Source organism: Variovorax palleresanus, from assembly GCF_051144945.1.
GTDB lineage: Bacteria > Pseudomonadota > Gammaproteobacteria > Burkholderiales > Burkholderiaceae_C > Variovorax > Variovorax paradoxus_S.
Map to the genome: position 1 here is coordinate 1,157,019 of NZ_JBJNVP010000002.1, position 20,177 is coordinate 1,177,195.

The following is a 20,177-nucleotide window of genomic DNA, read 5'->3' on the forward strand; positions in this document are numbered from 1 at the left end:
ATAGCCCCAGGGCAGCGGTCCTTTCCGGGAAACTGGAACAATGCAGACACCATGGACGGCCTCGATCTCATCAAAACATTCCGCGAAGTGGCGTTCCGGCGCAGCTTCTCCCGCGCAGCCATCTCGCTCGGCATGTCGAAAGCCACCGTCAGCCGCTACGTGGCCGAGCTGGAAGAGCGCAGCGGCGTGCGCCTGCTCAACCGCTCCACGCGTTCGCTGAGCCTGACGGATGCCGGCCAGGTGCTGCTCGACCGCAGCGCCGAGCTGGTAAACATGGCGGAGGCCACGCTGAACGACCTGCAGGCCCATGCCTCGCACCCGCGCGGGCGGCTGCGCATGAGCGCGCCGCACGGGCTCATTGCCGGCTGGCTGTCCGACGTGATCGCCGAATTCATCAAGCTCTATCCCGACGTGTACGTGAGCCTGGTGTTCACCAACAGCGAGATCGACCTGATCGAGGAAGGCATCGACATTCACCTGACGGGCGGGCGCATCGACGACATGAACCTGATCGTGCGCCGGCTGGTGCCGTTCGACATGGTGGTCTGCGCAAGCCCCACCTACTGGGCCCGGCGCGGCATTCCCCGGGTGCCCGAAGACCTGGCCCGCCACGACGTGCTGAGCTATTCGGCCAAGCCCACCACCCACCTGCCCTTCGAGACCGACGGCAAGGCCGTCGACGTGCCGGTGCACAGCCGCATGGAGGCCAACGACGCGGTTGCGCTCATCGAGCTGGCGCTGCGCGGCGCGGGCGTGGCTTATGTGCCGGAGCCGCTGGCGCAGTCGCACCTGGAGCGCGGCGCGCTGGTGCCGGTGCTGCGCGAGCACATGCCGCACGACCACTGGCTGTATGCGGCCTACTCGCAGCGCCGCCACAACAGCGCGGCCATGCGCACGATGCTCGACTTTCTCGAGCAGTCGATGGGCCCGGCCAACGAGCCGCCGGTGTTCCCGCCGATGCCACGCGTGGAAGCGGCGGCATGCGCCCTGTCCAGGGCACCAACAAGCGCCGCTCCGGCGGCCACCCCACCGGCCACCGCACCAGCCACCGCGCCGACAGATCGAACGGACAGGCTGGTGCGCCAGTCATGACGATTGCCCATGGCGGGGCCGTGTCGTGTTGCAATTGCACGCTTTCCAACGTGCACGCAACCGACGCATGACGACCTCTTCTTCTGCTTCTCTCCTGATTCGCCCTCCGACGCGAGACGACTACGCGGCATGGAAGCCGCTGTGGGACGGCTACAACGCCTTCTACAAGCGCGAAGGTCCCACCGCGCTGCCCGACGAGATCACCCAGGTCACCTGGCAGCGCTTCTTCGATCCCTACGAACCGGTGCATGCGCTGGTGGCCGAGCGCGACGGCCAGCTGGTGGGCCTGACGCACTACCTCTTTCATCGAAGCACGACGCGCATCGAGCCGAACTGCTACCTGCAGGATCTGTTCACGCTGCCTTCGGAGCGGGGCCAGGGCGTGGGGCGCCAGTTGATCGAGGGTGTGTGCGCGCACGTGAAGGGCGTGGGCGCGCACCGCCTGTACTGGCAGACGCACGTGACCAACGCGGCCGGGCGCAGGCTCTACGACAAGGTTGCCAGCCACGACGGATTCATCGTGTACGGCACCTTCGTCTGAGCGGCGCGGCTCTCAGTACTTGATGGTCACACCGGCCTTCACGCCGTTGTTGTTCTTGCCATCTGACAGCACGCCGCCCGTGAGCGACACGTTGCCGCCCGTGCTCGCGCCCAGCGAGTAGGTGGGCCGGGGCGTGGTGGTGTCGGTGCCTATATAGGTGCCGCTGCCGTCGGGCCGCTGCACGCCGACTGTGGCGCCCTTGGTGTAGGCCGAGGTTTCGGTGGAGTTGACGTTGGGCGCCACGTAGATGGTGCCCTTCTCGTCGCTGTCGAGGGGCACCTTCACGGGTTCGGCCATTGCAGCGGCGGCGGCCCACCACGCGGCCACGCCGAGGCAGGCAAGGATCAGTTTGCTCATCCCCCAATCCTAGGGGCTGCGCGCGCCGGAGCCAGTAGGACACAGGCGATTTGTCACGCCTCGTTGCAATAGCGGCGGGGCGCTTGTCTCGCCCGGGAAGGGGCGCACCGCTCATGTGCGCGGGCTGCGCAATTTCTACAGTGACTCCATCGGCGAAGTGCCTGGGCCCAATGCAGGGACCGAGCGGCGCCGGTCGGCCACCGTCACTGGGAGACACGCATGGAACCGCTCAACCTGCAGCCACGAAACCTGACGAACCTGCTGCATGACGAGGCGGGCATGTCGTTCATGGAGTTCGCTCTGCTTGCTTCGCTTGTGGTGGTCGTTTGTTTGCTCCTGCTGCTTGCAGCACGGCGCGCGGCCTGAAGGCGTAACAGATCGGCAAAGGTGAAACCATGAACAGAATCTTCCGGACGCTCTGGAATCCCTCACGTGGCGCCTGGGTGGCTGCACCCGAAATTTCGCGCGGCCACGCACGCTCGGCCAGCACCGGCACCGGCCAGCGCACGGCCGCGCTGGTCAGCCTGCATGCCATTGCCATCGCGGTGCTCTACCTGAGTGCCTCGGCGGCACTGGCCGCCGGCGGCGCGGGCGGCCAGCCCGTCAGCACCGCACTGCATGGCGGGGCCGGCGGCAGCGACGGCGGTGGCGGCGCCGGCGCCCTCAACGACGTCAATCTGGGCGCGCGCGGGGGCAACGGCGGATCGTCGACCGACGCCGGCGTGGCGGCGGGTTCCGCCGCCGACATCGGCTCCTTCGCTGGGGCCACCGCGGGCGCGGGTGGTGCGGCGGGAGCCTCGCCGGGCGCCGACGGCGCCGCGGGCGCATCGCATACCGGCGGCTTCGGCGCCGGCAACGGATATGGCGGCGGAGGCGGCGGCGGGTACTACGGCCTGGCGATGAGTTCCAGCACCACCGCCACCTTCGGGAGCTTCACGGGAGGCCGCGGCGGCGCGGGCGGCAATGGGTTCTGGGCAGCCGGCGGCGGCGGCGCCGGAGGCTATGGTTCCATGCTGGTCGGCCCTCTGGGCGACTACCACGCCTTCGGCAACTCCACGGGCGGCGCGGGCGGCAAGGGTGGCGACGCGTATTCGCAAGGCGGTGGCGGCGGCAGCGGAGGCAGCGGGTTCTTCATGCGGTCGACGACGCCGGGATTCACCTTCGGCAACAGCGGCAACATCACCGGTGGCGTCGGCGGAGCCGGCGGCTCCGAGCTGCTGCCGGCACGCTTCAACGCCGCGGGCGGCGGCGGCGGTGCCGGCGGGCACGGGGTCACGCTGGCTGGCAGCACCGTGACCGTCGACAACTCCGGCCAGATCACCGGCGGCGCCGGTGGCGCGGGCGGTGCCGGCGGCGGAGGTGCGGGCGGCACCGGCGCGCCCGGCGGCGGCGGAGACGGTGGCATCGGGCTCCGGTCCACCGGGGCCGGCGCAACGCTCATCAACGGCGGCACCATTGCCGGTGGAACCGGCGGCATCGGCGGGGCCAACAGCAACGGCGGCGCCAGCGGTGCCAACGGCGCCGGTGGTGAGGGCGTGATGGGTGCCAACCTGGCCATCACCAACAACGGCACCATTGCGGGCGGCCTGGGCGGCAACGGCGTCACGCGTGCTTCGGCCGTGAAGTTCACCGGCGGCAGCAGCAGCCTGACCGTGAACGCGAGCTCGACGCTCGTGGGCGCCATCACCATCGACAGTGGGGCCACCGCCAGCATCATCGCTGGAGCCGATGGCCTGAGCCTGGCCAATGCCTTGCGGCTGGACGGCACGGGCACTATCGACACCAACGGCCACGGCATGGGCTGGTCGGGCCCGATCTCGGGCCGCGGTGGCCTGGTGAAAGACGGCACGGGCACCCTGACCCTCAGCGGAGCCAACACGTACAGGGGCGCCACCAACGTCGCCGAGGGCACCTTGCGCGCCGGCGTGGCCAATACCTTCAGCCGCGCCAGCGCCTACACGGTCGCCCCGGGCGCCACGCTCGACCTGGCCGGCCACAACCAGACCATCGCATCGATGGCCAACGGCGGCACCGTCTCGCTGCTGAGCAGCGCGCCCGGCGCCACCCTCACGGTGCAAGGCCCCTGGGTGGGCAACGGCGGCACGCTGCGTCTGGGCACGGCCCTTGGCACGAGCAGCAGCTTGAGCGACCGGTTGATCCTCAGCGGCTGCACGGCCATTGCCAGCGGCTCGACCTTCATTCAGGTCACCAACCTGGGCGGCCTGGGTGCGCTGACCACCGGCAGCGGCATCGAGGTGGTGACTGCGATCAACGGGGCGACGACCACCGCTCAGACCACCCGCAGCGCCTTCACCCTCACGGGCGGCCATGTGGACGCCGGTGCCTACGAGTACCGCCTGCACGCCGCCAACGCCGCTGGCGCGGGCGAGAACTGGTATCTGCGCTCCGGCATCATCGTCGCGCCTCCTCCGCCGCCACCACCGCCACCTCCCCCACCACCGGCCCCGCCGGCGCCCCCAGCGCCACCTGCCCCACCTGCACCTCCGGCACCACCCGCGCCCCCCGCGCCACCGCCGACGGAAGGCGACCCGCTGAGCGACGACGGCGGCTCGCCATCGACCGCAGGAGGCGTGACAGTGCCCACCTACCGCGTCGAAGTGCCGCTGTATGCCGCACTGCCCGAGCAGTTCCGCCAGGCCAACCTGGCCATGGTGGGCAACCTGCATCAGCGAGTCGGCGACGATACGGCCGGCGCCATCACCGCAACAAACGGCCAAGGCTACCGGCAGGCCTGGGCCCGCATCATCCGCATGGACCGCACCATCGGCCAAGCCGGCACCGTGAGCCCGCGCAGCGAAGGGCGTCTCACGGGCTTCCAGGCCGGCGCCGACCTGTGGGCCAACCCCAGTTGGCACGTGGGCCTCTACGTGGGTGAGCTCGAAGGCCACATGGACGTGAACGGCTTCGCGCGCGGCCTGCCGAACTACGCGGTCGGCTCCAACGAGCTGCGAAGCCAGTACCTCGGCGCCTACGCCACCTGGAAGAACGACAGCGGCCTGTACCTGGACGGCGTGCTGCAGGCCGGGCGCCACCGCTACACCGCATCGACCGCGCTGGGCTCCGCCGGTTCGGGCAAGGGCGACAGCCTGCTGGCCTCCATCGAGGTAGGCCAGGGCTTCCGCATCACGCCGGACTGGATCGTCGAGCCCCAGCTGCAGCTGGTGCACCAGCGCGTGAGCCTGGACGATGCCAGCATCGTCGGCGCCCTGGTGCAGCAGGACAGCCACAGCGGCTGGCTGGTGCGCGCCGGCGTCCGCATCAAGGGCGAGATGACCACCGGCGCCGGCCCGCTCCAACCCTATGCGCGGCTGAACCTCTATCGCAGCAGCAGCGGCACGGACGTCACCCGCTTCATCGGTCCGGCGGGCTTCACCGACATTGCCACACGCACCGGTGGCACCAGCACCGAGCTGGCCGCGGGCGCCACGCTGCGGCTGACGCCGGGCATGAGCCTCTACGGGGAGGTGGGCAAGCTGTGGGCTTCGGGCGGCGGGGCGCGCGTGAAGAGCGGGCTGAATGCCAGCGTGGGCCTGAAGGTGCGCTGGTGAGGCGCGCCTCCGGCTCTGGCTCTACTACCTTGGCTGCGAAATCACGGCTGCCGGCGCATCGGGCATCGCCAGGGGGTTGAGCCCCGGCGCCCCGACACGCGTCAGCGTGTTGCGGTCGGTGTGATGGAACGGCTCGGCCTGTCCCTGGATCTGCATCACCGTGTCCTGGTCGTACGACCAGGTGCCGTCGGCATTGATGGTCACGGTGATGTTCCACGCCAGCGTGGTGAAGGCGTGCTCGATGAAGGGGTTGGACACGATGCCGTTCACCAGGCTGCCGCGCTCGGCGCTGAGGCTAAAGCGCGTGTCCCCGGCCTTGGCATGGCCGCTGGCCATGGCCACCTGTCCGCGCGGAATGGCCAGCGTGTGCAGCACGGTCTCGGTGGCGGGCTCCCAGAGCCAGTAGCCCACCTGGTCGTGGTACATCTTGGTGAGGCCGGGCTTGTGGATGTAGGTGTGGTAGCGCAAGCCATACAGCAGCTGGGGGCCGTTGGTCTGCGGATCGATCGGCTGCAGCTCGTAGCGCTCGACGTAGACCTGCGTCTTCGGGCCTTCGCGCTTGGGCTTGACGTCCACCCCGCGGCTGCCCTCCCAGATACCGGCCATGGCGCGCAGCGGGCCGAGGTTGGCGAGCGTGTCGGGATCGGCGTTGGGCTCGGTGTAGATGTCTTCGGTCGGGTTCATGTGGGCTGTCGATCGTGGTGATGGTTTTTGATTCTGCTTGAGGGTGGTTGCAAGGACCGCACCGCGCCGCGCGCAGGCCCGAATGCGCCGTAGCGCACGCGCTGGCCGCTCAAGGCTTCGACTCTTTCGATCCATGCCTCGGGGGTGGCGATGCCGCCAGGCTCGTAAAGCGGCTGCGCGCCTTGCAGCAACTGCGTCAACCGGTGCTGCTGCTCGAGGTCCGTCGCGTCGTCGGCCAATGGCAGCGACGCGAGGCTGGCGCCGTCGGCAGTGCGATAGCTCGCGCACCAGCGCAGGCCCGCGCCCTCCACCGCATCGAGATGGCTTGCCACCAGCCCATGCAGCGGACCGGCCGCCGCGAGCGCATAGCGCAGCAGCATCGCATCGGGATGGCCGCGGCGAAACGCGCCTTGCCAGCCTTCGTCGGCGTTGTGCGGTTCGGCCAGCCGCGCGTCGAGCGCGCGGTCGTGCGTGGGCAGCGGCCCGGGGCCGTGGCGCGTGATGTAGCTGCGCAGCACGCCCAGGTGCTGCACGGGCGCATCGATGCCGACATCGCGCAGCACGGCTTCGACGGCGGCGGTGGAGATGGTGCTCCAGGTGGTGTGCGGATGAAAGCCGCGCCACTCGTCGAGCAGCACGCCCTGCGCGCCTTCGAACAGCACGGTGCCGGGGCGCGCCAGGCGCTGGCCGATGGCGTCGACACTCGCGGGTGGCGACAGGCGCAAGCACGGCGCCGCCGCGTCGAGCCAGCGCTGCGCAAGCGTCGCGTCGCCGAGCAGGGCCAGTTCCTGCGCGGCCTCGGCATGGGGAGGTGCCGCTTCTGCAAACTCGCGCTGCAGCGCGATGCGCAGGGCTTCGAGCTTTTCGAGTGCCCGTACGGGGTGCCGCATGTCGCCGTAGTGCAGGGCCGTGCCGGGCGCGGCCAGCGCCTGCCGCACCGTTTCGCCGACGCCCACGCCGCAGCTGCCATGCGCCGCCGCTCCCCTCGCCCATTCGCGCAGGCGGCCCGCGGCCTGGTGGAACGGCGTGGTGACGCGGCAGCGCGCATCGATCAGCAGCCGCGCGAACGCGTCGTTCACCCCCACGCGGCGCAGCGCTTCTTCCTCGACGCGCAGCGCGGTCGGGTGCACCACCATCGGGCTCGCGAGCACGGTCGCCACCCCGGCGTGAAAGCTGCCGGCGCCGAACTGCGAAAAGGTGTGGTGGCGGCCATCGGACAGCACCACGTTGTGGCCGGCCTGCGCGCCGCCGTTGAAGCGCACCACGGTGTGGGCCTGCAGCTCGCCGCAGAGGTGGTCGGTGAAGCGGCCCTTGCCGCAGTCGCCAAAGCCCAGGCCGAGCAGCGAGACGTAGCGCGTCGGATGTGCCGGCGAGCTCACACGGGCGTCAACCGAAGAGCCGCTTCCACCACGAGGAACGCGGTGCAGAGGCCACGGTGGCGGGCGGCGCGCGCCGCGGTGCCTGGGGATCGAGCAGCGCGGCATAGCCGTCGAGCGCATGCAGCACACCGGCGACGCGCTGCTTCTCCATGCCGGTGGCGGCCATCACCTTGGCAAGCCCGTCGAGATGAGGCACGGCCTTCTCGGTGAGCGCCACGATGCCGGCAGCCACCGCGCAGGCGTCGTCGGGCGAGTCCATGCAGATCACGTGATCGCCGAGCAGTTCGCGCCAGCGCGGCTCGCAGCGGCGGCGGCGCTGCGCGTCGGGAATAAGGAAGAACAGGTGGCAGGTTTCGGCCGCGGCAGCAATGACTTCCTCGATCGGAATGTCCTCGTCGAGCTTTTCGCCGATGAGTCCCTCGACCTGTCGGCGCGAGACGGCGGGATACGGCAGCTCGTCGCCGGTCACGAACAGGTAGCCGCGCTTCTTGCGCTTCACCCAGCAGTCCATGTCGGTGTGCTGCGCCATCACGTAGAAGGCCAGCTCGTAGCTTTCTTCGCCGCTGCCCCCGCCCCCGCCTTCGAGATAACTCCAGGTCAGCCACTGGTCCATGAGCGGCGCGGTCGATTCGAACTGGCCCACCTGCAGCGAAGCCTGGTCGGAATTCGCGTCGCCGATGGCCATGAACATGAGCTGCGGATCGGCCACGCCGCAATCGGTCAGGAGCTTCATGAAGGTGGGCAGCTCGCGGCGGGCGAGGATCTGCGGGATGTCGCCCATCGAGCCCGTGACGTCGAGCGCGAATGCAATGCCCAGCGAGTTGGGGTGGTCGGCGTTGTCGCGCGACTCGCGCACCTTGAGCCCGTGCGGATTCATCAGCGGGTGCGTGGCGGTCTGGGTGAACACCTCGGAGCCGGGCTTGGCGGCGCGGTCGGCAATGAGTGCCGTGTGAGCGGCGTGCGAGTAGTTTCCGTAGCCCATGGGTGCGTGCTCCTCTGTTTTCCGATGGTTGTTTTCAGGCGCCGGGCGCCGGGTCGAAATGAACGAACTGCGGCGTGCCGAAGGCTTCGCGCGATGCGGCGGACAACGCCTGCTCGATGCCGCGCGCGCCCAGCCGCTGGCATTCGGCGGCGTCTTCGCTGCACCGGCGCAGCAAGGCGGCGAACGGCGCGGGCGTGCGGTCGCCAAAACCGGGGCTGTCATCGGGCTTGCCGCCGTGCAGCACGGCGCGCACGGTCCAGGCGCTTTGCATCAGGTCGCGTGCCGCGGCGGCGGCATGGGCCGGCCCGGATGCCTGCTGCGCCCGCGACCAGCCGACGATCAGCACGCCATGGTCGCGCGGATGCACGAGTGAGTGCGCGGGCGACAGGTCGCGATGGGTCCAGCCCGCGTCGTGCACGAAGGCCAGCACTTCGAGCATGCGACGCCAGAGCCACACGGCATGCCGCGCATCGATGCCCCGCGGGTTGGCCTGTTGCACGTTGTGCAGGCTGCCCCAGAAACCGGGCGGGTGGCGCAGCACCAGCGCCTGGCGGGCACCGTCTGCAAGCCCTTCGGCCAGGCCCGTGCCCACCGGCTGCGGCAGGCGGCGCGTGAAATACGAAGCGCCCGGCATGGCGAGCGACTGCAAGCCCTGCAGCACCGCGGCTTCGCGCAGCAGCACGGCGCCGTCCGCGGATTCGCGTGCCAGCTTGACCGTGACGCGCTCCGGCAGCGCACCGAGCCGCTCGGCCAGCAGCACTTCGCTGTGCTCGCCGATGGCCAGCGGTGCCAGCACGCGGTAGCGCGCGCCGCGCCATTGCAGCGTGCGCCCGGTGTCGCCGTGGTCGGCATTCGCCCGGCGCAGCGCTGCGCGAAAACTCTCGCGCTCGACCGTTTCCTCGCCACGCGTGATGGTGGCGCCGCAATAGTTGCAGTTGACGGTGCGCCAGCGCGCGGCGCGCGGCAACGGCGCCGAGCATTGCGGGCAGCTGAGGGCGAGCAGTGAGAGCATGGCGGGCCTAGTCGTTCCTGGACGCCGTCTTGTCGGGCGCGGCCAGCACCCGGTCGATGCGGCGTCCCTCGAGTGCGGCGATCTCGAAATGCCAGCCGGCGCAGTCGATGACCTCGCCGGTCCCGGGCAGGTGGCCCGACACAGCCATCAGCAAGCCCGCAACGGTGTTGTAGCGCCCGCGCTCTTCATCGGGCAGCTCGCGAATGCCGAGCCGCGCGCGCAATTCGGAGACGGGCATCAGCCCGTCGAGCTCCCACACGCCGTCGGGCCGCTCGCGCGCCCAGGCGTCGGTCAGGGTACCGGCCTGCAGTTCGCCGGTGATGGCCTCGAGCATGTCGCGCGGGGTCATGAGGCCCTGCACCACGCCGTACTCGTCGACCACGAACACGAGGCGGCCGCCACGCTCGCGGAACTGCTCGAGCAGCTCCATGCCGGTGAGCGTCTCGGGCACGAACACGGCCGGCGCGGCCTCCTGGCCGAGCACGCCGTCATGGCCGGTGCCCAGGCGCAGCAGGTGCGCCACGCTGATGACGCCCACCACGTCGTCCAGCGAATTGCGGCACACGGGGTACCACGAATGCACGATGTTGAGCGCACCCGCATCCGCCACTTTCTGCAGCGCCTCTGCCACGGTGTCCGAGGCGTCGAGCCATTCGATGTCGGCGCGCGGGACCATCAGCGACGACAGCCGGCGGTCGTCCAGGTGGAACACGTTGCGCACCATCTGGTGTTCGTGCTGCTCGATCACGCCGGCATCCACGCCCTCTTCGAGGCTGGCCGAAATTTCTTCCTCGGTCATGGAGCGCGCGGCATTGGCGTCGATGCGCAGCAGCTTCAGCACCGCGGCCGTGGCGCTCGCGAGCAGCCACACGAAGGGCTTGGCGCCTTTGGCGAGCCCCCGCATCGGGCGCGACACCCAGCGCGCCACCGGCTCCGGATAGAGCTGGCCGATGCGCTTGGGCACCAGCTCGCCGAAGATGATGGTGAAGAAGGTGATGCCGGTCACCACCACGGCGGTGGAAGCCACGCTGGCCGTGCCGCGGCCCATGCCCAGGTGCTCCATCCACACGGCGAGCGGCGCCGCGAAGGCGGCCTCTCCCACGATACCGCTGAGCATGCCGATCGAGGTGATGCCGATCTGCACGGTCGAGAGGAAATGGGTGGGCTCCTCCATCAGCTTGAGCGCGGCTTCCGCGCCCAAGTCTCCTGTCTCGGCCAGCGCTGCCAGGCGCGCGCGCCGGCTGGTTGAAAGGGCCATTTCGGACATCGCGAACAACGCGTTGAGCGTGGTCAGCAAGGCCAGCAGGAGAACATCCATGAACGGGGGGTGAAAATGAGGACATGGCACTTTACTTGATCGGCGACATCCAGGGCTGCGACGCCGCCCTCCAGCAACTGCTCGACAAGATCGGTTTCTCCCCCAGCCGCGACACCATCGTCCTGCTCGGCGACCTGGTCAACCGCGGGCCCGACTCGGCCGCCGTGCTGCGACGCGTGCAGGGCTTCGGCGCCTCGGCGCTGAGCCTGCTCGGCAACCACGACCTGCATCTTCTGGGCGTGGCGCACGGTGCGCGCAAGTCCGGCCGCAAGGACACGCTGGCCGGCCTGCTGGAGGCGCCCGACAGCGAAGCCATGCTCGAATGGGTGCGCCAGCAGCACATGGCGCTGCACATGCAGATTGGCGGCGGCGACCTGCTCATGGTGCACGCCGGCGTGCTGCCGCAGTGGACGGTGGGCGACACGCTGGTGCTGGCGGCCGAGGTCGAATCGGTGCTGCGCGGCCCGGCGCTGGGCGAGTTCTTGCTCGGCATGTACGGCAACGAGCCGGCGCAGTGGAGCGACACGCTCACCGGCAGCGCGCGGCTGCGCGCCATCGTGAACGCGCTGACGCGCATGCGCTTCTGCACGGCCGAAGGGGTGATGGAGTTCGAGAGCAAGGACGGCATGCGGCCCGGCCCCGAAGGCTTCATGCCCTGGTTCGACGTGCCCGGCCGAAAGACCGCGAAGGCCACCGTGGCCTTCGGCCACTGGTCCACGCTGGGCTGGCTTTCGCGGCCCGACCTGCTTTCCACCGATACGGGCTGCGTCTGGGGCGGCTGCCTCAGCGCGGTGCGCATCGGCGCCACGCTGGACGATCGCGAACTGATCCAGGTGAAGTGCGAGCAGGCGCAAAAGCCCGGCCAGCCGGGCTGAACGGCTTCAGGTGCGCGGCAGGCGGAAGCGGTCCAGCCGAAGGCCGCGCGTGATCAATCAACCCTGCGCCACGACGCCAAAGCCCGTATCGAAGGTGCCCTTCACGTCGAGCGGTTGCTTGATGAGGCCGACCTGGCGGTAGAAGTCCGCCGTGCCCTGCTGGTCGGCAACGACCTGCGCGTCGATGGGCACCCACTTCTGCTGGCGGCGCTCGAACTGCAGCTTGGCCGCCTCGGGCGGAATGCCGATGATGCGCGCGAGCGCGGCCGAGTAGGCGTCGACGTTGCGGTACGACCAGAGCTGCGCCTTCACCACGCGCTGCAGAAAATCCTGCAGCACCGGCCGCTTGGCGGCAATGGCCGCATCGGTGGCCGCAAGGTAGCTGAGCCCGGGCAGCAGCCCGCGCCCGCTGACGAGCACGCGCGCGTGGTGGCTGACCTCGGCCAGCGCGGTGTACGGCTCCCAGGTGGCCCACGCGTCGACCGAGCCTTGCGTGAGCGCGAGCTTGGCGTCGGCCGGCGCAAGAAAGCGGATGTTCACCTCCTCGGGCTTGAGGCCGGCCGCGGTGATGGCCTTGAGCGTGACGTAATGGCCGATGGAGCCGCGGTTGGTCGCGATGCTCTTGCCCTTGAGATCGGCGGCGGTCTTGAGCGGTGAGTCGGGCCGCACCAGCACTGCCGTGCCGTAGGAATCTGAACGGTTCGCGCCGATGGCCTTGACGCGCGTGCCGGCGGCCAGCGCAAAGATCAGCGGCGCATCGCCGATGGGACCGGAATCGACCGCCGCTGCGTTGAGCGCCTCGGCCAGCGGTGCGGCCGCCGGAAATTCAGACCACTGGATGTCGTAGCCCAGGCCTTCGAGTCCGCCTGCCGCTTCGAGCAGCGCGCGCAGCCCGCCCTTCTGGTCGCCGGCCTTGAGCACCGGGCGGCCCTGTGCGCGGGCCTGCAATGAGAAAGCGGGCAAGGCCACCGCCGTGGCGGCGGCAAGGCCGTGCGCGAGGAGCTGCCGGCGCGAGCGGCCGGGTTGCAATGGGTTCATGGGTTCTCCGTGTTCGGTCGAGGAAAGAAAGAAAAAAGAAAGTCAGTGGATGAAACCGCCCTTGACGAAGCGCACGGGCTCGGCGTCCATGCGCGCGATCAGCGCGCCCAGGCCGTCGGCCGGTAGAGCTGCGCCGCCCTGCTCCGCCGCGCGTTCGCTGCTGCGGCACAGCAGGTCGTCGTCGGACCAGCCGGCCTTGCCAGGCTCCGCGCGCGCGCGCAGCCAGCCGTCGCGGTCGGCAATCAGCTGCGTGCCGGCCAGCGGATCGGTGCCGGCGATCAGCGCCAGCGCTTCCCATGCGGCGGCCGAATCGGCCACGCAATCTGCGCTTGTTGCAACAGCGCCCGAAGGCGGCAGCAACCGCACGGTCACGAGCCTCGGGTCTTCGGTTGGCATTGCATCGCCCGCCACGATGCGCACGCGCTGTCCGTGCCAACTCGCGAGCCGGCGCGGCGGCTGCGAACCGCAGCGCACCGCCATGTCGGGCAGGCCGATGGGCTGCGGCCAGCTGCCGAGCGCGCGCAGGCTCTGGCCCGCGCCCAGCGCCTTCATGTAGTCGATCAAGGCCCAGGCGTCGGTCTCGCCGAGCTTTTCGCCGAAGCCGGGCATGGTGGGTTGGCCGCCCTGCCGCGCATCGCGCGTGCCATGAAGAATGCGCCAGAGCAAGTCGCCGTCGGCACGTCGCCAGAGCAAGGGGCCATTGAGGTTCGGCGGCCACACCGCCAGCGAGGCCGCGAGCGGCCCTTCGCCCTTGCCGTCCGCGCCGTGGCAGGCCACGCAGTTCTGTTCGTAGAGCGCGCGGCCCCTGGCGATGGAGGCGGCCGTGAAGCCGCTCGGCGAGGACTGGAAACTCGTGGGCGTCGCAGGCACCAGCACCACGTGCGACTCGGGCCAGGGCGCTGCGATCAGCAGCATCGGCACCAGCGCGAGAAAGTAGAAGCGCGGACGCCGCCAGAACAGCGCGAGCAGCAACACGAGCACCGCCACGGCGACGAACACCAGCGTCCACGCCAGGCTGCGCGCCTGCCCCAGGTCGATCAGCAGGTTCTCGCCCGACAGCCGGCGCGCCCACGGCCAGGCCGGCTGGCCATGCACGTGCGCCGCGAGCCCGAGCGCATCGAGCACGCGCAGCAGCTGCAGTTGGGCGCCCTGAAGCAGGCCGATCAGCAGGTTGAGCCAATCGGCCTGCGGCGTGCTGTTCATGTCACCACGTGGCGTCGAGCCCCAGGTGCCGCAACGCCTCGTGGCGAAGCTCGGCGAGCCGCGCATGGCCGCGATGCCGCGGGTACGGCAGGTCAACCACGATCTCCGCCGCGATGCGCGCCGGCCGGTCGCTCAGCACGATCACGCGGTTGGCGAGGAACAGCGCCTCTTCCACGTCGTGCGTGACCAGCAGTGCCGAGAAGCCCGCGCGCTGCCACAGGTTGACCAGTTCGCTCTGCATCGCGATGCGCGTGAGCGAATCGAGCTTGCCGAGCGGCTCGTCGAGCACCAGCAACTGCGGATCGTTGACCAGTGCGCGCGCCAATGCCACGCGCTGCGCCATGCCGCCGGAGAGCTGGTGCGGAAAGGCTTTTGCAAAGTCGGTGAGGCCCACGAGCTTGAGGGCCTCGTCGACACGCCCGCGCTGCGCCTTGAGCACGCCGCGCGCCTGCAGGCCCAGCGCCACGTTGTCCCACACGCTGCGCCACGGGTAGAGCGTCGGGTCCTGGAACACGACGATGCGCGACGGATCGGGCCGCGTAATCGGCGCATCGTCCTGCGTGATGCGGCCGGCCGTGGCGGGCTCGAGCCCGGCCACCAGGCGCAGCAAGGTCGACTTGCCGCAGCCGCTCGGCCCCAGCAGCGCGACGAACTCGCCCGGCTTCACCGTGAGGTCGATGTCGTCGAGCACCTGCAGCGGCCCCGCCGGCACATCGAACCAGTGGCTCACGCCGCGGATGTCGATGTGCGCGCCAGCCTGGCGCACGCCCGTTTCGGCAACAACGGCGGCGGCTACCATTTGACGGTTCCTTTCTGCCACGACAGCACGCGGTCGCGCACCTTGAAGAGCAGCGTGATCAGGCCCGAGCACAGCACGGCCATCACGATCAGTGCGGCGTACATGTTCGAGTACGAAGCCCATCCCTGCGCCCACGAAAGATAGAAGCCGAGCCCGGCCTTCACGCCCATCATCTCGGCCGTGACCAGCACCGAGAACGCCGCACCCAGACCCATGAAGAGGCCCACGAACACCTGCGGCAAGGCGGCCGGAATGGCCACCCGCAGCACCAGGAAACGCTCGCTCGCGCCCATGGTGCGCGCCACGTCGTAGTAGTTGCGGTTGACGCCTGCCACGCCGGACCAGGTGAGCACCGCGACCGGGAAGCCCGTGGCCAGCGCAATCAGGAACACCGCGGCCGCATAGCTCGACGGAAAGAAGAAGAACGCCAGCGGCAGCAGCGCCGAAGCCGGCACCGGCCCCAGGAAGCGCAGCACCGGATGCACCCAGTAGCCCGCGATGCGCGACCAGCCGATGGTCACGCCCGTGAGAAAGCCCGCGAGCGCGCCCAGCACGAAGCCGTGTGCGAGCAACCGCGCCGAGTGCAGCAGGCTCTCGCCAAGGCGGCGCCAATCGTCGACGTAGGTTTCGACGAGGCTTTGCGGCGGCGCGAAGAAAGGCGTGGGGAGCCATGCGAGCTTGGCGGTCGCAACCTCCCAGGCGGCGAAGAGCAGCGGCAGCGCGACGAGCCAGGGTCCGGCGGGCCGCAGCGCCCGTGCGACGCGGCCGGCACGCGGCCCGAGCAATGCGACGGCCAGCAGCAGCGCACCCGCCACGATTGCGGCGATGCCGAACTCGTCGGTGTAGGCCCAGTCGCTGAAGCCCACGGCCTGGTTCGGCCAGTAGATCGTCAGGAGGCCGAGTGCGAGCCATGCAACGGTGGCGGCAAAGCCGCTGCGCCATGGGGGAACGGCTGGGTGCTTTCGAAACGGTGACGCAGCGGTGGCCGGTGCGCGTGCGGGCGCCACGGCCCCCACCCTGGCCCTCCCCCGGAAGGGGAGGGAATCGAAGCCCAATGCGGGGTCGGGCGTGCTCATGCCAGCGGATCGAAAGAGACGTGCTCGGCAAAGCGCACCGGATCGGTGGTCTTCTTGAGCACGCCGACGCCGCGGAAATCGCGCGCATAGAACTCCACCTCGTCGCGCAGGTTCTTGCCGAGCGGATGGTGGCTGTGCGTGAGCGTGCCGAGCAGCGCGCGCAGGTCTTCCACGGGCACCTTGGGCGAATACTTGGCAAAGAGCTTCGCCGACTCGTTCGGGTTCTCGGCCACGTAGTCGGAGGCTTGCGCAATGGCGCGCACCAGCGCCGCCACGGTCGGCTTGTCCTTGCGCACGAGCTCGCCGCGCGCGCCGACGATGCAGCAGACCTTGTCCTTGTATTCGCCCGAGAGGTTGCTCGCAATCTCCACGAAGGCGCCCTTGTTGCGCTTCTCGATCAGGTAGACGTTCGGGTCGCCATCGGCAATGGCGTGGATCTCGCCCTTCTGCACGGCGATGTCGAGCAGGTCAGCCGGGTACTGGCGCCAGGTCACGTCCTTGTCGGCATCGACGCCGTTCTTGGCCAGCAGGATCGAGAAGAAGTTCTTGCCCGGGCTCGCGATGTCCGATACGCCGATGATCTTGCCCTTGAGGCTCGCGATGCTGGTGGCACCCGCCGCCTTGGCGCCCACCAGCCGCACGCAGCCGCCGTGCGAGCTGCCGACGATCTTCACGTCGAAGCCCGACTCCAGCGGCTTGAGCCAGCGGTGGATCATGCCCACCGCCGCATCGGCCTTGGCTGTGGCCAGCGACTCCAGCAGCTGGTCGGTGGAGCCGGTGTAGTTGATCAGGTCCACCTGGAGTCCGTTGCGCTCGAAGTAGCCGCGCTCCTGCGCAACGACGACGGGCGAGAGGCAGAACGCGGCGGCGTTCCATGCGAAGGTGAGCTTGCGGGCCTGCTGCGAAAACGCCTGCGAGGCGATCAGGCCGCCCGAGGCGACCACGGCGGCGGCGCCGCCCGCGCGCAGGACACCGCGGCGTGAAAGAGATACGGTCATCGAGAACTCCGGTAGTTTTTCTTTAGAGCAGCAGTTCGGGCTCCGCTTCGACCAAGCCTTCATAGAGGCTGTCGAAAGAATGGATGGCCCCCTCCGGGCCGCCGATCTGGCTGTGCGTGTGGCGTGCCGTCGCCTCGTCGATGGGCTGCGGCTTGCCGGCGGCCTCGGCCAGCAACTGCGTGTGGCAGGCGTTGTCCAGCGCGATATACCACCAGGCGGCAGCTTCCACCGTCGGGCCCGCGGTCAGGATGCCGTGGTTCTTGAGAATCGCGCCCTTCCTGTCGCCCAGTGCGCGCGCGATGCGGTCGCCCTCGCTGGTGTCGACCACCATGCCGGTGAAGTCGTCGAAGAGCGCCACGTCTTCGTGGAACACGCAGCTGTCCTGCGTAAGGGCGTCGAGCTTGCGGCCCAGCGTGGACCAGGCCTTGCCGTAGGTCGAGTGCGTGTGCGCGGCGGCAACGATCTTCGGGTTGTGCTCGTGGATTGCCGCGTGGATGGCGAAGGCCGCCTTGTTGAGCGGCCGGTCGCCAATCACAGTTTCGCCCTTCGAATTGACCAGCAGCAGATCGGAGACCTTGATGCGTGAGAAATGGATGCCCAGCGGATTGACCCAGAAGTGATCGGCCAGCTCCGGGTCGCGCGCGGTGATGTGGCCCGCGAGGCCCTGGGCAAAACCGAAGCGTGCGAACAGGCGGAAGGCGCCCGCGAGGCGCTCCTGCCGATGGCGGCGTTCGGCCTGCACGCTGGTGCGTGGCGGGATCGGATCGAACCAGTATTTCTGCTGCGGGTTCGGGTTGAGCTTGAGCGGTTGGGCTGCGTTGCGGTCGATGGAAAGGACGGCACTCATGAAAAATTTCCTGGGTATTGGTTATTGCTCCTTCCCCCTCCGGGGGAAGGCTGGGATGGGGGCAGGCGGCGCTCGAACGGCCGCGGCGTCGCGAAGGCCGTCAGCCCCCACCCCTGCCCTCCCCCAGAGGGGGAGGGAGAAAGACCTAACTCAGGCGGCCTTGCGGACCGAGGCCACGCGCTGCGCCACCAGTTCGCGCGTGCGCGGAATCAACTCGCGCCCATAGTCCGTCGCGTCCTCCAGCGGATCGAAGCCGCGAATCAGGAACGTGGTCACGCCCAGGTCGTAGTAGTCGAGCAGCGCATCGGCCACCTGCTCGGGCGTGCCGACCAATGCGGTGCTGTTGGACCGCCCGCCGATTTCCTGCGCAATGGCCGTCCACAGCCGCTTGTCGAGCCGTGAGCCCTTCTCCGCCGCGGCCAGCAGGCGCTTGGCGCCTTCGCTCTGCTGCGGGCCGCCGCGGTTGTAGCCCTGCACCACGCGCAGGCGCTTGGTCTCGGCCAGGATGCGTTCGGCGCGCGCCCATGCGGCGTCTTCGGTCTCCGCGAGGATCGGGCGGAACGACACCGAGAAGCGCACGCTGCGCCCATGCTTGGCGGCTTCGGCGCGCACGCGGGTCGTGAGCTCGCGCGCCTGGTCGAGCGATTCGCCCCACAGCGCATACACGTCGGCGTACTTGCCGGCCACGGGAATCGCCGCTTCCGACGCACCGCCAAAATACACCGGCACATGCGGCTTGCCGTTGCGCGTCTGCACCGGCTTCACTTCCGAGAACGCATTCTGGAAGCGGTAGTGCGCGCCTTCGTGGTCGAAGGGCTTCTCGCCGGTCCACACCTTGTGCAGCACCTCCAGGTATTCGTCGGTGCGGGCATAGCGCTGGTCATGGTCGAGCCAGTCGCCATCGCGCCGCTGTTCATCGTCGGAGCCGCCTGAGATGTAGTGCACACCGAGCCGGCCGCCACTGAACTGGTCGAGCGAGGCGAACTGCCGCGCGGCCAGCGTGGGCGCAACGAAGCCGGGGCGGTGCGCAAGCATGTAGTGGATACGCTCGGTGACCGAGGCCGCGTAGGCCACCGTCAGCGTGGCGTCGGGCCCGGTGGAATGGTGCGGCACCAGCACGCGGTCGAAGCCCGCGTTCTCGTGCGCCTGGGCAAAGGCACGCACATAGTCGCGGTCGATGGCCGGGCCCCTGGGGGCATGGATTTCCGAGACCTTCTGGCCCTGGATCATGCCGATGAATTCAACGTCGTTCTGGCTCATGGTGTCCTCGTGTTTTTTCAGGATTGAATGCGGGGTTGTTCAGGCGGCGGGCAGACGCAGTACGTTTTCGAAGCTGCGGTCCCACAAGGGCTTGACGTCGGCCGGGCCGTCGAGCACGCCGATCTTCAGAAAGGTGTCGGCCACCTCCTGGTGGCTGCGCACCACGGCGTCGGTGACAGGGCCCAGGCTGTAGTCGCCGCTGCGGCCGTTGAAGAGCTCGACCAGGTCGCCTACAGGTACGCGCGTCTCGCCCGATTGCGCGCGCGCATACGCCAGGAAGTTGCCGTTGATCCATGCAAAGGCGCGCTGCAGGCGCTGCAGCAGGTCGCTCAATGCCGCGCGGCGCAGCGCGTCGTCCAGCGCGCGCGGGTTGGCGTAGATGGGGAAGTTGCCCGAGAGATAACCCACGCCGGTCTTGATGGTGCGCGCGCCGTACTGCGTGCGCGCAAGCTGGCCGTTGTAGCCATAGATGGCCCAGGCGTCGAGGTCGCCGCGCGCAAACGCCGAAAGGCCGTCCGAGGGCGTAAGGCTCACGGCCTGGATGTCGCTGAACGAGAGCCCCGCCTCGGCCAGTTGCTTGGCCAGGTAGTAGTGCGAGGTGGTGGCGCGCACATAGCCCACGCGCTTGCCCTTGAAGTCGGCAATGCTGCGGATCGGCGAATCCTTGCGCGCCAGCGTGGCCTGGTTGTTCAGGTCTTCGTGCGTCACGGCCACCAGCTTCACGCTCGACTTCTGGCGCGCCGCAAACACCGGCGGTATCTCGCTGCCCGAACCCAGGTCGAGCGCGTCGCCGTTGATGGCTTCGATATGCAGCACGCCGTTGTTGAGCTCGCGCCAGTCGATCTTGTAGGGCGTGTTGGCCTGGCCGGAAGCCTGCAGCAGCGGCCGCCAGAGCCCCTTGTAGGTGCCCACGCGCAGGGTCACGCCCGAAAGATCGCGTGCGGGCGTTGCGGCCTGCGTTCCGCCTGCCGCAGCGATCGTGCTCCACGCTGCGGCGGCCTGGAGCAGGCGGCGCCGGTCCATTGATAAATCAGATTTCATGGCCCGGACCGTACCGAGGCCGGCGCTGAAAGCGAACGCAGAAAAACGAGTTTGCATATGCGGGATGCGTCGTTTTCGTCGCGGCCGGTCGCCGCTAACGTGCCGG

The 20,177-nt window shown here is 69.3% G+C and carries 19 protein-coding genes; 5 read left to right on the forward strand and 14 right to left on the reverse strand.

Annotated features, from left to right (window positions below; all coding sequences use genetic code 11):
- The first annotated feature begins 51 nt into the window (after positions 1-51).
- Together ACJ7Z0_RS09120 and ACJ7Z0_RS09125 are read left to right on the forward strand one after the other, a co-directional pair.
- On the forward strand, positions 52-1,092 hold the full coding sequence (locus tag ACJ7Z0_RS09120) for a LysR family transcriptional regulator (protein ID WP_434789578.1): 1,041 nt from the start codon (positions 52-54) through the stop codon (positions 1,090-1,092).
- A 67-nt stretch (positions 1,093-1,159) separates the two neighbouring features.
- Positions 1,160-1,633 (forward strand): GNAT family N-acetyltransferase, encoded by a 474-nt coding sequence (locus ACJ7Z0_RS09125; RefSeq protein WP_434789579.1) that lies wholly within the window; start codon positions 1,160-1,162, stop codon positions 1,631-1,633.
- A 12-nt stretch (positions 1,634-1,645) separates the two neighbouring features.
- On the opposite strand, the gene ACJ7Z0_RS09130 is transcribed toward ACJ7Z0_RS09125, so the two are convergent.
- Positions 1,646-1,990: a hypothetical protein gene (locus ACJ7Z0_RS09130; protein WP_434789580.1), complete on the reverse strand. Its 345-nt coding sequence runs from the start codon at positions 1,988-1,990 to the stop codon at positions 1,646-1,648.
- 219 nt (positions 1,991-2,209) lie between these two features.
- Here ACJ7Z0_RS09130 and ACJ7Z0_RS09135 point away from each other — a divergent pair, with 219 nt between their 5' ends.
- Positions 2,210-2,356: a hypothetical protein gene (locus tag ACJ7Z0_RS09135; protein WP_434789581.1), complete on the forward strand. Its 147-nt coding sequence runs from the start codon at positions 2,210-2,212 to the stop codon at positions 2,354-2,356.
- A gap of 29 nt (positions 2,357-2,385) precedes the next feature.
- Positions 2,386-5,559, forward strand: a complete 3,174-nt coding sequence (locus ACJ7Z0_RS09140; protein ID WP_434789582.1) for an autotransporter outer membrane beta-barrel domain-containing protein — start codon at positions 2,386-2,388, stop codon at positions 5,557-5,559.
- 24 nt (positions 5,560-5,583) lie between these two features.
- Here ACJ7Z0_RS09140 and ACJ7Z0_RS09145 read toward each other — a convergent pair whose 3' ends face one another.
- The 5 genes from ACJ7Z0_RS09145 to ACJ7Z0_RS09165 are packed head-to-tail and all read right to left on the reverse strand — an operon-like array spanning position 5,584 to position 10,934.
- The gene (locus ACJ7Z0_RS09145; protein WP_434789583.1) at positions 5,584-6,243 is read right to left on the reverse strand and encodes an FABP family protein; all 660 of its coding nucleotides are present in this window, start codon (positions 6,241-6,243) and stop codon (positions 5,584-5,586) included.
- Positions 6,240-7,622, reverse strand: coding sequence for an adenylosuccinate synthetase (locus ACJ7Z0_RS09150; protein ID WP_434789584.1), 1,383 nt, complete (start codon positions 7,620-7,622; stop codon positions 6,240-6,242). Before ACJ7Z0_RS09150 ends, ACJ7Z0_RS09145 begins: the two co-directional genes overlap by 4 nt.
- A 7-nt stretch (positions 7,623-7,629) precedes the next feature.
- Positions 7,630-8,604 (reverse strand): VWA domain-containing protein, encoded by a 975-nt coding sequence (locus tag ACJ7Z0_RS09155; RefSeq protein WP_434789585.1) that lies wholly within the window; start codon positions 8,602-8,604, stop codon positions 7,630-7,632.
- Positions 8,605-8,638: 34 nt separating this feature from the next.
- The gene (locus ACJ7Z0_RS09160) at positions 8,639-9,616 is read right to left on the reverse strand and encodes a serine/threonine-protein kinase (protein WP_434789586.1); all 978 of its coding nucleotides are present in this window, start codon (positions 9,614-9,616) and stop codon (positions 8,639-8,641) included.
- 7 nt (positions 9,617-9,623) lie between these two features.
- Positions 9,624-10,934: a hemolysin family protein gene (locus tag ACJ7Z0_RS09165; protein WP_434789587.1), complete on the reverse strand. Its 1,311-nt coding sequence runs from the start codon at positions 10,932-10,934 to the stop codon at positions 9,624-9,626.
- Between the two features lie 23 nt (positions 10,935-10,957).
- Here ACJ7Z0_RS09165 and ACJ7Z0_RS09170 point away from each other — a divergent pair, with 23 nt between their 5' ends.
- Positions 10,958-11,809, forward strand: coding sequence for a symmetrical bis(5'-nucleosyl)-tetraphosphatase (locus ACJ7Z0_RS09170; protein WP_434789588.1), 852 nt, complete (start codon positions 10,958-10,960; stop codon positions 11,807-11,809).
- Between the two features lie 57 nt (positions 11,810-11,866).
- Here ACJ7Z0_RS09170 and ACJ7Z0_RS09175 read toward each other — a convergent pair whose 3' ends face one another.
- From ACJ7Z0_RS09175 to ACJ7Z0_RS09210, 8 genes are all read right to left on the reverse strand, one after another.
- Positions 11,867-12,847: an ABC transporter substrate-binding protein gene (locus ACJ7Z0_RS09175; RefSeq protein ID WP_434789589.1), complete on the reverse strand. Its 981-nt coding sequence runs from the start codon at positions 12,845-12,847 to the stop codon at positions 11,867-11,869.
- A 42-nt stretch (positions 12,848-12,889) separates the two neighbouring features.
- Positions 12,890-14,050, reverse strand: coding sequence for a c-type cytochrome (locus ACJ7Z0_RS09180; protein ID WP_434789590.1), 1,161 nt, complete (start codon positions 14,048-14,050; stop codon positions 12,890-12,892).
- A 1-nt stretch (position 14,051) separates the two neighbouring features.
- Entirely contained in the window at positions 14,052-14,849 is a 798-nt protein-coding gene (locus ACJ7Z0_RS09185; protein ID WP_434789591.1) for an ABC transporter ATP-binding protein, read from the reverse strand.
- Positions 14,843-15,925, reverse strand: a complete 1,083-nt coding sequence (locus ACJ7Z0_RS09190; protein WP_434789592.1) for an ABC transporter permease — start codon at positions 15,923-15,925, stop codon at positions 14,843-14,845. The genes ACJ7Z0_RS09185 and ACJ7Z0_RS09190 overlap by 7 nt, the downstream gene beginning before the upstream one ends.
- Entirely contained in the window at positions 15,922-16,923 is a 1,002-nt protein-coding gene (locus ACJ7Z0_RS09195; protein ID WP_434789593.1) for an ABC transporter substrate-binding protein, read from the reverse strand. The genes ACJ7Z0_RS09190 and ACJ7Z0_RS09195 overlap by 4 nt, the downstream gene beginning before the upstream one ends.
- Before the next feature lie 22 nt (positions 16,924-16,945).
- Positions 16,946-17,770, reverse strand: coding sequence for a class II aldolase/adducin family protein (locus ACJ7Z0_RS09200; protein WP_434789594.1), 825 nt, complete (start codon positions 17,768-17,770; stop codon positions 16,946-16,948).
- A gap of 150 nt (positions 17,771-17,920) precedes the next feature.
- Complete coding sequence (locus tag ACJ7Z0_RS09205; RefSeq protein WP_434789595.1) at positions 17,921-19,030, reverse strand: LLM class flavin-dependent oxidoreductase; 1,110 nt, start codon at positions 19,028-19,030, stop codon at positions 17,921-17,923.
- Between the two features lie 39 nt (positions 19,031-19,069).
- Entirely contained in the window at positions 19,070-20,071 is a 1,002-nt protein-coding gene (locus ACJ7Z0_RS09210; protein WP_434789596.1) for an ABC transporter substrate-binding protein, read from the reverse strand.
- Positions 20,072-20,177 lie beyond the last annotated feature (106 nt).

Bases quoted from the DNA above. Each gene is read 5' to 3' on its own strand.
- ACJ7Z0_RS09180 (WP_434789590.1), bottom strand. From the start codon at position 14,050: ATGAACAGCACGCCGCAGGCCGATTGGCTCAACCTGCTGATCGGCCTG.
- ACJ7Z0_RS09160 (WP_434789586.1), bottom strand. From the start codon at position 9,616: ATGCTCTCACTGCTCGCCCTCAGCTGCCCGCAATGCTCGGCGCCGTTG.
- ACJ7Z0_RS09140 (WP_434789582.1), top strand. From the start codon at position 2,386: ATGAACAGAATCTTCCGGACGCTCTGGAATCCCTCACGTGGCGCCTGG.
- ACJ7Z0_RS09210 (WP_434789596.1), bottom strand. From the start codon at position 20,071: ATGAAATCTGATTTATCAATGGACCGGCGCCGCCTGCTCCAGGCCGCC.
- ACJ7Z0_RS09205 (WP_434789595.1), bottom strand. From the start codon at position 19,030: ATGAGCCAGAACGACGTTGAATTCATCGGCATGATCCAGGGCCAGAAG.
- ACJ7Z0_RS09195 (WP_434789593.1), bottom strand. From the start codon at position 16,923: ATGACCGTATCTCTTTCACGCCGCGGTGTCCTGCGCGCGGGCGGCGCC.
- ACJ7Z0_RS09165 (WP_434789587.1), bottom strand. From the start codon at position 10,934: ATGGATGTTCTCCTGCTGGCCTTGCTGACCACGCTCAACGCGTTGTTC.
- ACJ7Z0_RS09170 (WP_434789588.1), top strand. From the start codon at position 10,958: ATGGCACTTTACTTGATCGGCGACATCCAGGGCTGCGACGCCGCCCTC.
- ACJ7Z0_RS09190 (WP_434789592.1), bottom strand. From the start codon at position 15,925: ATGAGCACGCCCGACCCCGCATTGGGCTTCGATTCCCTCCCCTTCCGG.
- ACJ7Z0_RS09130 (WP_434789580.1), bottom strand. From the start codon at position 1,990: ATGAGCAAACTGATCCTTGCCTGCCTCGGCGTGGCCGCGTGGTGGGCC.
- ACJ7Z0_RS09135 (WP_434789581.1), top strand. From the start codon at position 2,210: ATGGAACCGCTCAACCTGCAGCCACGAAACCTGACGAACCTGCTGCAT.
- ACJ7Z0_RS09125 (WP_434789579.1), top strand. From the start codon at position 1,160: ATGACGACCTCTTCTTCTGCTTCTCTCCTGATTCGCCCTCCGACGCGA.
- ACJ7Z0_RS09175 (WP_434789589.1), bottom strand. From the start codon at position 12,847: ATGAACCCATTGCAACCCGGCCGCTCGCGCCGGCAGCTCCTCGCGCAC.
- ACJ7Z0_RS09200 (WP_434789594.1), bottom strand. From the start codon at position 17,770: ATGAGTGCCGTCCTTTCCATCGACCGCAACGCAGCCCAACCGCTCAAG.
- ACJ7Z0_RS09145 (WP_434789583.1), bottom strand. From the start codon at position 6,243: ATGAACCCGACCGAAGACATCTACACCGAGCCCAACGCCGATCCCGAC.
- ACJ7Z0_RS09120 (WP_434789578.1), top strand. From the start codon at position 52: ATGGACGGCCTCGATCTCATCAAAACATTCCGCGAAGTGGCGTTCCGG.
- ACJ7Z0_RS09155 (WP_434789585.1), bottom strand. From the start codon at position 8,604: ATGGGCTACGGAAACTACTCGCACGCCGCTCACACGGCACTCATTGCC.
- ACJ7Z0_RS09185 (WP_434789591.1), bottom strand. From the start codon at position 14,849: ATGGTAGCCGCCGCCGTTGTTGCCGAAACGGGCGTGCGCCAGGCTGGC.